The sequence below is a fragment of the Variovorax sp. WS11 genome, assembly GCF_010499245.1.
Lineage (GTDB): Bacteria > Pseudomonadota > Gammaproteobacteria > Burkholderiales > Burkholderiaceae_C > Variovorax.
This window is the reverse complement of the sequence record NZ_JAAGOW010000001.1, coordinates 1,673,579-1,686,121: the sequence shown is the minus strand read 5'-3', so window position 1 is coordinate 1,686,121 and position 12,543 is coordinate 1,673,579. Positions and strand designations below refer to the sequence as shown.

At 69.7% G+C, this 12,543-nt stretch carries 12 protein-coding genes, 1 pseudogene and 1 riboswitch; of the genes and pseudogenes, 10 read left to right on the top strand and 3 right to left on the bottom strand.

Features of this window, described 5'->3' with window-relative positions; genetic code table 11:
- Positions 1–67 precede the first annotated feature (67 nt).
- The gene (locus tag GXN78_RS08545) at positions 68–1,024 is read left to right on the top strand and encodes a tripartite tricarboxylate transporter substrate binding protein (RefSeq protein WP_106557706.1); all 957 of its coding nucleotides are present in this window, start codon (positions 68–70) and stop codon (positions 1,022–1,024) included.
- Positions 1,025–1,030: 6 nt separating this feature from the next.
- Here GXN78_RS08545 and GXN78_RS08540 read toward each other — a convergent pair whose 3' ends face one another.
- A complete protein-coding gene (locus GXN78_RS08540; protein ID WP_106557748.1) occupies positions 1,031–1,876 on the bottom strand; it encodes a GNAT family N-acetyltransferase in 846 nt (281 codons plus the stop codon).
- Between the two features lie 75 nt (positions 1,877–1,951).
- Here GXN78_RS08540 and trxC point away from each other — a divergent pair, with 75 nt between their 5' ends.
- Positions 1,952–2,389, top strand: coding sequence for a thioredoxin TrxC (trxC, locus tag GXN78_RS08535; protein ID WP_106557707.1), 438 nt, complete (start codon positions 1,952–1,954; stop codon positions 2,387–2,389).
- A gap of 119 nt (positions 2,390–2,508) precedes the next feature.
- A complete protein-coding gene (locus GXN78_RS08530; protein WP_106557708.1) occupies positions 2,509–3,345 on the top strand; it encodes a DUF4399 domain-containing protein in 837 nt (278 codons plus the stop codon).
- A gap of 6 nt (positions 3,346–3,351) precedes the next feature.
- Here the strand turns inward: GXN78_RS08530 and GXN78_RS08525 are convergent, their stop codons facing one another.
- The gene (locus tag GXN78_RS08525) at positions 3,352–4,224 is read right to left on the bottom strand and encodes an HAD-IIB family hydrolase (protein WP_106557709.1); all 873 of its coding nucleotides are present in this window, start codon (positions 4,222–4,224) and stop codon (positions 3,352–3,354) included.
- A gap of 92 nt (positions 4,225–4,316) precedes the next feature.
- Here GXN78_RS08525 and GXN78_RS08520 point away from each other — a divergent pair, with 92 nt between their 5' ends.
- The 3 genes and pseudogenes from GXN78_RS08520 to GXN78_RS08510 all read left to right on the top strand — a co-directional run bounded on the left by GXN78_RS08520 (position 4,317) and on the right by GXN78_RS08510 (position 6,948).
- Positions 4,317–5,312: an ABC transporter ATP-binding protein gene (locus GXN78_RS08520; protein ID WP_106557710.1), complete on the top strand. Its 996-nt coding sequence runs from the start codon at positions 4,317–4,319 to the stop codon at positions 5,310–5,312.
- A 59-nt stretch (positions 5,313–5,371) separates the two neighbouring features.
- On the top strand, positions 5,372–6,148 hold the full coding sequence (locus tag GXN78_RS08515; protein ID WP_106557749.1) for an ABC transporter permease: 777 nt from the start codon (positions 5,372–5,374) through the stop codon (positions 6,146–6,148).
- Position 6,149: 1 nt separating this feature from the next.
- Positions 6,150–6,948: pseudogene (locus GXN78_RS08510) on the top strand (ABC-2 family transporter protein).
- 7 nt (positions 6,949–6,955) lie between these two features.
- Here the strand turns inward: GXN78_RS08510 and GXN78_RS08505 are convergent.
- Positions 6,956–8,584 carry a peptide chain release factor 3 gene (locus GXN78_RS08505; protein ID WP_106557712.1) on the bottom strand — a complete coding sequence of 543 codons (1,629 nt, stop codon included), beginning with the start codon at positions 8,582–8,584 and terminating at the stop codon, positions 6,956–6,958.
- A 95-nt stretch (positions 8,585–8,679) separates the two neighbouring features.
- Positions 8,680–8,747, top strand: a riboswitch (S-adenosyl-L-homocysteine riboswitch).
- A 62-nt stretch (positions 8,748–8,809) separates the two neighbouring features.
- Here GXN78_RS08505 and ahcY point away from each other — a divergent pair.
- Genes ahcY through GXN78_RS08485 form a run of 4 tightly spaced genes read left to right on the top strand, consistent with a single transcriptional unit; the run spans position 8,810 to position 12,542 of the window.
- Positions 8,810–10,237: an adenosylhomocysteinase gene (gene ahcY, locus GXN78_RS08500; RefSeq protein WP_106557713.1), complete on the top strand. Its 1,428-nt coding sequence runs from the start codon at positions 8,810–8,812 to the stop codon at positions 10,235–10,237.
- 19 nt (positions 10,238–10,256) lie between these two features.
- A complete protein-coding gene (locus tag GXN78_RS08495; RefSeq protein WP_106557750.1) occupies positions 10,257–11,054 on the top strand; it encodes a TlyA family RNA methyltransferase in 798 nt (265 codons plus the stop codon).
- Positions 11,032–11,865, top strand: a complete 834-nt coding sequence (metF, locus tag GXN78_RS08490) for a methylenetetrahydrofolate reductase [NAD(P)H] (RefSeq protein ID WP_106557751.1) — start codon at positions 11,032–11,034, stop codon at positions 11,863–11,865. The genes GXN78_RS08495 and metF overlap by 23 nt, the downstream gene beginning before the upstream one ends.
- Positions 11,862–12,542: a septal ring lytic transglycosylase RlpA family protein gene (locus tag GXN78_RS08485; protein WP_106557714.1), complete on the top strand. Its 681-nt coding sequence runs from the start codon at positions 11,862–11,864 to the stop codon at positions 12,540–12,542. Before metF ends, GXN78_RS08485 begins: the two co-directional genes overlap by 4 nt.
- Position 12,543 lies beyond the last annotated feature (1 nt).

Here is a 12,543-nt window from a genome sequence, read left to right as displayed (position 1 = left end):
TGCCCGGACCACGGCCTCGCGGCCAAATGGCGGGCCTTTCCTTTCCTTTCTGTTCTGGAGCTGTCCCATGTTTCGCCGTTCCCTCCTGTGTGCCGCCCTCGGCCTGGCCGCTGCCGCCGCTGCGCACGCCCAGAGCTTCCCCGCCAAGCCGATCAAGCTCCTGGTCGCCTTCCCGGCTGGCGGCCCCACCGACATCACGATGCGCCAGCTGGCCGAGAACGCCTCGAAGATCCTCGGCCAGCCGATCGTGGTCGAGAACAAGCCCGGCGCCGGCGGCACGCTGCCCGCGCAGGCGCTGCAGACCGCGCAGCCGGACGGCTACACCGTCGGCCAGACCCCGCTCGGCGTGTTCCGCCTGCCCTACACCACCAAGATCACCTGGGACCCGGTGAAGGACATCAGCTACGTGATCAACGTCACCGGCTACGCCTTCGGCATCGTCGTGCCGGCCGACAGTCCGTTCAAGACCTGGAAGGACTTCGTGGCCTATGCCAAGGCCAATCCCGGCAAGCTGACCTACGGCTCGACCGGTAATCTGACCAGCCCCCACCTCACCACCGAGCTGGTCGCGCAGAAGGCCGGCATCGAGCTGCAGCATGTGCCCTACAAGGGCAGCGCCGACCTGATGCTGGCGGTGCTCAGCGGCCAGCTGATGGCCGCGGCCGACAGCACCGGCTTCGCGCCGCAGGTGGAGGCCGGCAAGCTGCGCGTGCTCAACACCTGGGGCGAGAAGCGGCTGGCCAAGTTCCCGGATGCACCGACGCTGAAGGAGCTGGGCTACGACATCGTGCAGAGCTCGCCTTTCGGGCTCGGCGCGCCCAAGGGCACGCCGCCGGAGGTGGTGAAGAAGCTGCACGACGCCTTCAAGCAGGCGATGGAAGAGCCGAGCTACGTGGCGGCGCTCGGACGCTACGACATGCTGCCCAACTACATGAGCACGGCCGACTACACGAAGTTCGCCCAGGCCACCTTCACGCGCGAAAAGGCGCTCATCGAGAAGCTGGGGCTGGGCAAGCCGCAGTGAGCGCGGCTAGCCGAGTTCGAAGCTCGTGATGCCGTAGACCCGCTGCAGCTCGCAGGCGGGGGCCGGGCCTGCGTACATGCGCGCGGTCTCGAAGACGCTGCGCAGGCCCTGCGCCTGCGCCAGCGCCACGGCGCTGTCGTTGGGCAGCGGCACGTCGAGGTACACCGTGTCGCCGGCCGGCACTGCGGCGCACAGCGCGGCGTACAGGGCGCTTGCGATTTTGGGCGAGTCCGCCAGCAGCGGGCCGATCTTGTGGCCCTCGCGGCAGCGGCGGATCAGGCCCCATCCCGCCAGCTTTCCATCTGCGAGCCAAGCCAGGCCGGTGGCGTCGGGCATGGCGGTCCAGCAGCGCAGGAAAGCATCGCGCGGTGCCGGGAAGACGCGACGGTCGTCGGCACACAGCGCAGCGAAGTCGATGTCGGCGAGCGGCACGATCGGCCCATCCGCGCCGGGCGTCGCGGCACCGGCCGTGCCGGCCAAGCGGACGTTGTTCCAGGCCAGCGCGAAGCCGCTCTTGCGGTAGTTGTCTTGCTGCGCGGGCACGCCGTCGAGGCCCACGACCTGGCCCGACAGCCGCTTCATGCCCGCCGTCCAGAGGCGAAGCCCGATGCCGCGCCCGCGCCACGCCGGCAGCACGATGTACAGCCCGATGAAACCGAAGCGTCCGGCGTACGAGACGGCGGAGATGCAGCCCACCGGCTCGCCGCCGCATTCGGCGACGAGAAAGCCATCGGGATCGGCCGCGTGGAAGCAGGTGGCGTCGTGCAGGCCGGGGTTCCAGCCTTCGCGCGCCGCCCACTCGACGGCCATCGCGACCTCGTGGCGGTGCATGGTGCGGATCGTGCATTCCATGCGCGGCATTGTCGCGCGGCTTGCATTCGTCGCAGCCGGCCCCAGTTCCCCAGAATGACCGCGCCGGAGTCCTCGATGAACGAATCGCTGCACGTCGTTTGCCCCCATTGCCACACCACCAACCGCGTGCGCCAGGCGCAGCTGGGCAGCGCGCCCGACTGCGGCAGCTGCCATCGCCCGCTCTTCGGCGGCCACTCGACCGCGCTGGACCAGTCGGCCTTCGAGCGTCACATCGGCCGCAACGAGATCCCGGTGCTGGTGGACTTCTGGGCGCCCTGGTGCGGCCCCTGCCGGCAGATGGCTCCGGGCTTCGAGCAGGCGGCGGCGCAGCTCGAGCCGCAGGTGCGGCTGGCCAAGGTCGACACGGAGGCCGTGCCGGCGCTGGCGGCGCGCTTCAACATCCGCAGCATCCCCACCCTGGCCCTGTTCCGCGGCGGCCGCGAGATCGCGCGCCAAGCTGGCGCGATGGGCGCGGCGGACATCGTTCGCTGGACGCGGGCGCAGCTGGGCTGAGCCTTCGTCCGCGAACGCTCGCGCAGATCGCGCGAACGTGGCATGCGTCACACGGCGGACACGCCGCGCTTCGGAGCGCGATGTGACAATCCGGCAATCTTCCTGGAGGGGGTGCCTGCATGTTTGCTTCTATGCGTCGGATTGCACCGGCGAGTCGATCCCTGGCCGCCCTGGCCTGTCTGGTGCTCCTGGCCGGCGTGGCTGCCGCGCAGGCGCCCGAAGCCCCGCCCGAGCCCGGCGAGCTCCCGGTCCACAAATGGGTGGTGCCGCCACCCAGCTGGTCGCCCGAGGCTCATTTCACCAATCTCAAGGACGGCGCCACGCTCGAGTCGCCTTTCGTGGCGCGCTTCGGGCTGTCGATGCGCGGCATCGTGCCCGCCGGCCACAGCGCCGGCCATGCGGGGCATCACCACCTGCTGATCAACCAGCCGCTGCCGCTGGACTTCAAGAAGCCGCTGCCCTTCACCGAGCAGTACATCCATTTCGGCAAGGGCCAGATGGAGACGCTGGTCGACCTGCCGCCGGGCAGCTATTCGCTGCGCCTGGTGCTGGCCGACCAGGGCCACATTCCCTTCTTCGTCTACAGCAAGCCGCTGCGGCTCACGGTCAGCCGGCAGAACAAGGGCGTCGCGCCGGCCAGCCTGCTGGGCGAGCCGCGCATCGAGGTCCTGAGCCCGGCCGATCGCGCGACGGTGCAGCTGCCGCTGCGCATCCAGCTGCACGCGAGCGGCTACAACATTTCGCACGCCGCGCCCAAGCTGCCGGACACGGGGCATTTCCGGCTGACGCTGGAGCGCCCGGGGCAGAAGGCGGAAGTCATCGAGCTCGACGGCGGCCAGACCGAGTTCTGGCTCCGGCCACCGAAGGGCAGCTACAGCGCCCGGGTCGAGCTGCTGAGCAACAGCAATGGCGCGACGATGGCCCGCGCCAGGCCGGTGGGCTTTACCGTGCCCTGACGGCGCTCACACATCGGGCCGGATGTTCGGGTCGATGCTGCCGGCCCGGCGCGCCCGGAGGATGGCGGCCGCGACTTCGGCGAAGCCGGCACCGCGCTCGCTGGGCGCCACGTAACGCGGCAGATGCGACAGCGCGGCCTCGAAGCGGCGCACGTTGGCCACGCCCACGCTGTGGGCGAAGTGCTCGAACATCAGCGCGTCGTTGGTCGAGTCGCCTACGTAGGCCCAGCGCTGCGTCTCGTCGTCGAGCGAACGGCCCCAGAGCTCGCGCACGATCCAGCGGGCGCCTTCCAGCTTGTTGTGGTCGCCCCACCAGCCGTTGACGTGGATGCTGCTGACGGTGGCGTGCATGCCCTCGCTGCGCATCAGGCCGGCCACCTGCGCGATGGTCGCATCGTCGAGCTGCGTGAACTCGCTGTGGTCGATGGCGATGTCGCATTCCCGCCCGGCCGAGTCGGTAGCGCGCCGGGCCGCGGGGATCTCGCGCTCGATGCGCGCGAGCACGGCCTGCATGCGCTCGAAGTTGCGCGCGCGCGTGGCGGCATCCTGCTGGTAGCGCTTCTCGATCCGGCCCTCGGCCGTGCGCACCAGGGCGACGGCGCCGTTCTCCGCCACGATCGCATCGACCGGCCAGACGCCGGCGAAGGGCTCGCTCCAGCCGACCGGCCGGCCGGTGATGGCGACCAGGTTCAAGCCTGCCGCGTGCAGCGCGTCCATGGCCTGGAGTGCATCGGGCGTGATGGCGCCCTCGGTGGTGAGCGTGTCGTCGATGTCGGTGAACACGCCCACGAGCGCGCTGCGCGCGGCCGCGTCCCATTGGGCCAACGACAACAGGTGCTGGGGCTGGGGCGAGGAGGGCGGGGAATGCGGCGAAGTCATGGCAAGGAATCCTCGAGGAGCCGCGATCCTACCGGCGCTTTCGTGTAGCATCCCGCCCCCGCCGCGCTATCGAGCCCGATGCGGCGCCTTCCATGCCCCACATCCTCGTCGACCAGCTCCGCAAGACCTACCGCATTTCCGAGCGCGACCCCGGCGTGATGGGCGCGCTGCGCGGGCTCGTTTCGCGCCGCCATCGCACGGTGGCGGCGCTGTCGGGCGTGTCCTTCTCGCTCGAGCGCGGCGAGCTGCTGGGCTTCATCGGGCCCAACGGCGCGGGCAAATCGACCACCATCAAGATCCTCGCGGGCATCCTGCGGCCCGACGGCGGGCGCGTGGAAGTCGACGGGCGCGACCCCTTCGCCGACCGCGAGCGCCACGTGGCGCGCATCGGCGTGGTCTTCGGCCAGCGCACGCAGCTGTGGTGGGACCTGCCCGTGGGCGACGGCTTCGACCTGCTGTGCGACATCTACCGCGTCGACCCGGCGCGCTACCGCCGCACGCGCGACGAGCTGGTCGCGCTGCTGCACCTGGAGCGCGTGCTCGATCAGCCGGTGCGGCAGCTGTCGCTGGGCCAGCGCATGCGCGCGGAGATTGCCGCGGCGCTGCTGCACGAGCCCGACATCCTGTTCCTTGACGAGCCGACCCTCGGGCTCGACGCACCCTCGAAGCTGGCCGTGCGCGACTTCGTCCGGCGCGCCAACCAGGAGCGGGGCACCACCGTGCTGCTGACCACGCACGACATGCACGACATCGAGGCGCTGGCCCGGCGCGTGATCGTCATCGGCCACGGCCGCGTGCTGGCCGACAGCCCGGTCGAGGCCTTGCGCGCGCTGGTGATGGCCGAGCGGCGGCTGGTGGTCGACTTCGCGCAGGATGCCGAGTTGCCCGCGCAGGTGTCCGGCGCCCGGGTGCATTCCCGCGACGGGCAGACGCTGGTGCTCGACTTCGACCCGGCGGTGACCACGGCGCCCGCGTTGATCGCGCGCATCGCGGCTGCGCATGCGGTGGAAGACATCCGGCTCGAAGGCCTGGCGATCGAGGCCGTCATCGCGCGCTTCTATGCGATGCATGGAGCGGCCGAAGCGTGACGAAGCTGCGCGAACTCGCGCGCCCCTACGTCGCGGCCTTCGCGTCGCGCTTCCTGCAGATGCTGCAGTACCGCACCGCCGCGCTTGCGGGCTTTGCCACGCAATGCTGGTGGGGCGGGATCAAGGTGATGGTGCTGGCCGCGTTCTACGGCGGCGCGTCGATGGCGGGAACGCCGATGTCGCTCGCGCAGGCGGTCAGCTACACCTGGCTCGCGCAGGGGCTGCTCGCGCTGCTGCCCTGGCTAGGCGACCCGGAGGTCGCGCTGGCCGTGCGCACCGGCGCTGTGGCCTACGACCGCCTGCGGCCGGTGGACGCCTACGCGCTCTGGTTCGCGCGCAGCGCGGGCTGGATCGCGGCGCGCGTGTTGCCGCGCGTGGCGCTGATGGCGGCCTTTGCGGCCATCGCGCTGCCGCTGGCCGGGTTGGGCGACTGGGCCTGGCAGCCGCCGGCAGGCTTCGCGGCTGCTGTTGCGTTCCTCGCATCGGCCGTGCTCGCGCTGCTGCTGTCCGCGTCGATGGTGATGCTGCTCAACATCGCGGCGGCCGCGGCGCTCAACGAGCGCGGCATCAACGCGCTCGCGGCCCCGGTCGTCATCGTGTTCTCGGGCAACCTGCTGCCGCTGGCGCTGCTGCCCGACGCGTGGCAGACCGCACTCCTGCTGCAGCCCTTTGCCGGCGTGGTCGACATTCCCGCGCGCCTGTATTTCGGGCTGATGGGCGGCGCGCAAGCGCTGGTGGGGCTGGGGCTGCAGTGCTTCTGGCTCGTCGCGCTGGTTGCGCTCGGGCATCGGGCCATGGACCGCACCATGCGCAAGCTGGAAGTGCAGGGCGGCTGACATGGGCTCGCTCGCGCTCTTTCTTCGCCTCGTGAAGGCCTCGCTCCTCGGGCAGGCGCGCTATCCGGCCTCGGCCTTGATGCTGACGCTGGGGCAGTTCCTTGCCACCGGCATCGAGGTGATCGCCGTGTGGGCGCTGTTCCATCGCTTCGGCGACGTGCAGGGCTGGACCCTCGGCGAGGTGGCGGTGTTCTACGGGCTGGCGAACTGCATGTTCGCCATCGCCGATGCGCTGGGGCGCGGCTTCGACGTGCTGGGGACGGAGTTTCTGCGGACCGGGGCTTTCGATCGCCTGTTGCTGCGCCCGCGTCCGCTGGCGCTGCAGCTGATGGGGCACGACGTTCGCGTGAGCCGTCTGGGCCGGCTGATGCAGGGCGTGGCGGTGCTGGCCTTCGGCACGGTGCAGGCGGGCGTGGCCTGGACGCCGGAGGCGGTGGCCGTCGCGCTGTTCGCGCTGGCCGGCGGCGTGGCCTTGTTCCTCGGCATCCTGGTGCTGCAGGGCACGCTGGCGTTCTGGACCGTGGAGAGCCTGGAGATCGCCCACGTGCTGACCTATGGCGGCGTGCAGGCCGCGCAATACCCTTTGGCGCTGTATGCGCGGTGGTTCCGGCGCGTGCTGACCTTCATCGTGCCGCTGGCCTGCGTGGCCTACTACCCGGTGCTGGCGATCCTGGGAAGGCCGATCCGCTGGGGCGCTGGGTGGGCAGCATGGTGTCGCCGCTCGCGGGCTTCGTGTGTCTCGCGGCGGCTTCGTGGCGTGGCGCTTCGGGCTGCGCCACTACGCTTCGACGGGCAGCTGAGCCTGCGTCAGCCGGCGCTCTGCAACGCCAGTCCTGCGTGCTCCCGCAGCGGATGGAAGTGGATCTTCGGAAAGCGCTCCTGCGCCAGCCGCACGTCGTACGGCGAGGTGCACAGGAAAGCCAGCGTGTCGGCCGCGTCCTTGGCCATGCGCGCCGGGTAGGCGTTGACGAACTCGCGCAGCTCGGCCGGGGTGTCGGCCGTGATCCAGCGCGCGCCCGTGTACTGGCAGCCCTCGAGCCGCACGTCGGCGTCGTATTCGGCCTTCAGGCGGTGCTGCACCACTTCGAACTGCAGCTGGCCGACGGCGCCCAGCAGCATCGGGCCGCCGACCTCGGGGCGAAACACCTGGATCGCGCCTTCCTCCCCGAGCTGGGCCAGGCCCTGCTGCAGCTGCTTCGTTCGCAGCGGGTTCTTCAGGATCACGGTCATGAAGAGCTCGGGCGCGAAGAAGGGCAGGCCGGTGAATTGCAGGCTCGCGCCGTCGGTGATGGTGTCGCCCAGCTGCACGCCGCCATGCGTGGTGAAGCCTACGATGTCGCCCGCGTAGGCCTCCTCGACCGCCTCGCGGCGCTGGCTCATGAAAGTCACGACGCTGGTGGGCCGCAGTTCCTTCGCGGTGCGCTGCACCTTGAGCTTCATGCCCGGCGTGTACTTGCCCGAGGCCATGCGCACGAAGGCGATGCGATCGCGGTGATTGGCGTCCATGTTGGCCTGCACCTTGAAAACCACGCCTGCGAAATCCTTGTCCTCGGGCCGGATTTCCTTCACCACCGGCTGGCGGTTGACCACGGTGGTGCTGGTGCGCGATCGCGGCGAGGGCGCCAGGTCGACCAGGGCGTCGAGCACTTCCATCACGCCGAAGTTGTTGACGCCGGAGCCGAAGAACACGGGCGTCTGCTTGCCTGCCAGGAAGGCCTCGCGGTCCCAGGTGGGCGAGGCGCCGGTGGCCAGCTCCATGCTTTCCATGGCGCTCTCGAAGTCGGTGCCGAAGCGTTGGGTCAGCGTCTCGCGCTCGGTCAGCGCGAGGGTCTCGAAGTCCTGCGGCAGGCGCTCGCTGCCCGACTCGAACACCGTCATGGCCTGCGTGCGCAGGTTCATGATCCCGCGGAAGGTCTTGCCCTGGCCCACGGGCCACGTCATCGGCACGCAGGGCATGCCGAGCTCGCGCTCCACCTCGTCGAGGATGTCGAGCGGCTCGCGCACCTCGCGGTCCATCTTGTTGACGAAGGTGATGATCGGCGTGTCGCGTTGGCGGCAGACCTCGATCAGCCGGCGCGTCTGCGCCTCCACGCCGTTGGCCGCGTCGATCACCATCAGGGCGGAGTCGACCGCGGTGAGCACGCGGTAGGTGTCTTCGGAGAAGTCCTTGTGGCCGGGCGTGTCCAGCAGGTTGATCACGTGCTCGCGGTAGACCATCTGCATCACCGAGCTGGCCACCGAGATGCCGCGCTGCTTCTCGATCTCCATCCAGTCGGAGGTGGCATGGCGCGAGGCCTTGCGCGCCTTCACCGAGCCGGCGATCTGGATCGCGCCGGAGAAGAGCAGCAGCTTCTCGGTCAGCGTGGTCTTGCCGGCGTCGGGGTGGGAGATGATCGCGAAGGTGCGGCGGCGGCGGGTTTCGGAGGCGAATGACATGGGGAGGCGGGAATCAAAAGCGGCCGCAGATGCCGGCCGAACCCGCAATTATCGATGCCGGTGGCGTTCGGGCGCCGCTCGGGTAAAATCCGCCGCTTCCGAGGAGCGTTGCAGCGCCGCCAGGCGTGAGGCTCGGATCCCATCGCAACCACGCTCAACCGCTGTTCTCGCGGTGAGTTCTTCCCCCGACCGCAGCGGCATCATTCAAACTTGTTTGGAGCCAACATGAGCGCTGTTCTCAAATCCACCGCCGACCAGGCGATCGCCGACCTGTCCCTTGCCGCCTGGGGCCGCAAGGAAATCAAGATTGCCGAAACTGAAATGCCCGGCCTGATGGCCATCCGCGACGAGTTCGCCAAGAGCCAGCCGCTGAAGGGCGCGCGCATCACCGGCTCGCTGCACATGACGATCCAGACCGCGGTGCTGATCGAGACCCTGCAGGCCCTGGGCGCCACCGTGCGGTGGGCCTCGTGCAACATCTTCTCCACCCAGGACCACGCAGCCGCGGCCATCGCGGCCGCCGGCACGCCGGTGTTCGCGATCAAGGGCGAATCGCTGGAAGACTACTGGGACTACACCCATCGCATCTTCGACTTCGGCCCCAAGGGCGCAGCCGGCGAAGGCCCGAACATGATCCTGGACGACGGCGGCGATGCCACGCTGCTGATGCACCTGGGCCAGAAGGCCGAGAAGGACCAGGGCGTGCTGGCCAATCCGACCAGCGACGAGGAGCGCATCCTCTACGCCGCGATCAAGGCCAAGCTGGCCGTCGACGCGACCTGGTACACCCGCAAGTCGGCCGAGATCATCGGCGTGACCGAGGAGACCACCACCGGCGTGCACCGCCTCAACGAGATGAGCGCCAAGGGCACGCTGCTGTTCCGCGCGATCAACGTGAACGACTCGGTGACCAAGAGCAAGTTCGACAACCTCTACGGCTGCCGCGAATCGCTGGTGGACGGCATCAAGCGCGCCACCGACGTGATGATCGCCGGCAAGGTGGCGGTGGTGGCCGGCTATGGCGACGTGGGCAAGGGCTCGGCCCAGGCCCTGCGCGCACTGAGCGCCCAGGTGTGGGTGACCGAAATCGACCCGATCAACGCGCTGCAGGCCGCGATGGAAGGCTACCGCGTCGTGACCATGGAATACGCGGTCGACAAGGCCGACATCTTCGTCACCACCACCGGCAACAAGGACGTCATCACGCACGACCACATGGCCGCGATGAAGAACCAGGCGATCGTCTGCAACATCGGCCACTTCGACAACGAGATCGAGGTCGCCTCGCTCGAGAAGTACGAGTGGGAAGAGATCAAGCCGCAGGTCGACCACGTGATCTTCCCGGACGGCAAGCGCATCATCCTCTTGGCCAAGGGCCGGCTGGTGAACCTGGGCTGCGGTACGGGCCATCCGAGCTACGTGATGAGCTCCTCCTTCGCCAACCAGACCATCGCCCAGATCGAGCTCTTCACCAAGCCCGACGCCTACCAGGCCGGCAAGGTCTACGTGCTGCCCAAGCACCTGGACGAGAAGGTCGCGCGCCTGCAGCTGTCCAAGCTCGGCGCCCAGCTCACGGTGCTGACGGATGCGCAGGCCGCCTACATCGGCGTCGACAAGAACGGCCCCTACAAGCCGGACACCTACCGCTACTGATCGGGAGCCGCGCCGCATCGTGCGCGCCGACCAGTTGCTCGTCGAACGCGGCCTGGCAGCCTCGCGCTCGCAGGCCGTGCGCCTGATCGCGGGCGGCCTGCGCTGGCGCGACGGTGCGCGCTGGCGCACGGTGGGCAAGAACGCCGAGGACCTGCCCGTGAATGCCGAGCTGGAACTGCTCGACGCGGCCGAGGCGCGCTATGTGTCGCGCGGCGGGCTCAAGCTCGAGGGCGCGCTGGCCGCGGCGAGCATCGATGCTCGCGGTAAGCGCTGCCTCGATGTCGGCCAGTCGACCGGCGGCTTCACCGATTGCCTGCTGCAGCAGGGCGCTGCGCATGTGGTGGGTGTCGATGTCGGGCATGGCCAGTTGCATGCGCGGCTGCGCGGCGATGCGCGCGTCACCGCGGTCGAAGGCGTCAACGCACGCGCGCTCGATGCCTCGGCGTGGGCTGCGGCATCGCCGGCAGACACGCAGTTCGACCTGATCGTCGGCGACCTGTCCTTCATCTCGCTCACGCTGGTGCTGCCGGCCCTGCTACCCTTGCTCGCCACGACGGGCGAACTTCTGATGCTGGTCAAGCCTCAATTCGAACTGCAACCGGCACAGATCGGCAAGGGCGGCATCGTGCGCGATGCCTCGCTCTATCCGGTGGTCGAGCAGCGCCTGCGCACGGCCTGCGACGCGCTCGGCCTGCAGGTGCGGGGCTGGTTCGACAGCCCCATCGCGGGTGGCGACGGCAACCGCGAATTCTTCATTCATGCCGCTTTCGCGAGCGGCCCACCAGGAGCCGGCCGTGCGCCTTCCGTTGAGCTTTGAGTTTTTTCCACCCAAGACGCCCGAAGGCGTGGCCAAGCTGCGCGCCGTGCGCCAGCAGCTCTATGCGCGCCAGCCCGAGTTCTGCTCGGTGACCTATGGCGCCGGCGGCTCCACGCACGATGGCACCTTCGGCACGGTGCGCCAGATTTTGGAAGAAGGCGTTGATGCGGCCTGCCACTTCTCCTGCATCGGCGCGACCCGCGCAACGGTGCGCGAACAGCTGAAGGAGCTGAAGGCGATGGGCGTCAAGCGGCTCGTGGCGCTGCGCGGCGACCTGCCCAGCGGCTACGGCATGGGCGGCGAGTTCCATTACGCGAGCGACCTGGTCGCCTTCATCCGCGAAGAGACCGGCCGTGACTTCCACATCGAGGTCGCCTGCTATCCCGAGGTGCATCCGCAGGCGCGCTCGCCCGAGGCCGACCTGCAGGCCTTCGCGGCCAAGATCCGCGCCGGCGCCGACTCGGCGATCACGCAGTATTTCTTCAGCCCCGAGGCCTACTTCCGCTTCGTCGAGGAGGCCCGCAGGCTGGGGCTCGACACGCCGATCGTCCCGGGCATCATGCCGATCACCAGCTCCACGCAGCTGATGCGCTTCTCCGATGCCTGCGGCGCCGAGATCCCGCGCTGGATCCGGCTGCGGCTGCAGGGCTTCGGCGACGACACGGCGTCCATCAAGGCCTTCGGCCTCGATGTGGTGACCGAGCTCTGCGCGCGCCTGGCCAGCGGCGGCGCGCCGGCGCTGCACTTCTACACCATGAACCAGTCGGTGGCGACGCTCGCGTTGCTGGAGCGGCTGGGCTGGGAAGGATGAGGGGGGCCTGGCTCGCCAAAGGGCTCGCGCTGGTTCTGGCGGCCGCCGCGCTGGCCGCCTGCACCACCCCGCCGGCACCGCCGCCTTCGACCGGCGAAAGCGGGACCGGCCTGCGCCCGCTGGCACGCCAGCTCGTGCTGCCGCCCGGCGCACCGCCGCGCTCCCAGGTGCCATCGGTGCTCTACGACCTCGCGGGGTCGGGCACGTCGGAGGACGACGGCGTGCCGGGCGATGCGGGGCCGCGCGAGATCTTCGAGCGCGGCGGCGCCTCCTGGTACGGCATTCAGTTTCACCAGCGCAAGACCGCCAACGGCGAGCGCTTCGACATGACGGAGATGACCGCCGCCCACAAGACGCTGCCCTTCAACACCCGCGTCTGCGTGCGCAGCCTGGTCAACGGGCGCGAGGTGCTGGTGCGCATCAACGACCGCGGGCCCTACTCGGCCGGGCGCATCATCGACCTCAGCCGCGCCGCGGCGGATGCGCTGGGCATGCTGGGGATGGGGATCAAGCAGGTGGCGCTGTCGATCGTGGACAAGAACACGACGCGCTGCGGCGACACGGCGATCGACCCCGCGGCGATCGATGCGCCGCCGCCGCAGGCCGCGGCCGTAAAGCCGGCCAGGAACTCCACGCCCCGGCGCACCCGCGAGGTGCCGGCGCGCCTGCGGCGCTAAG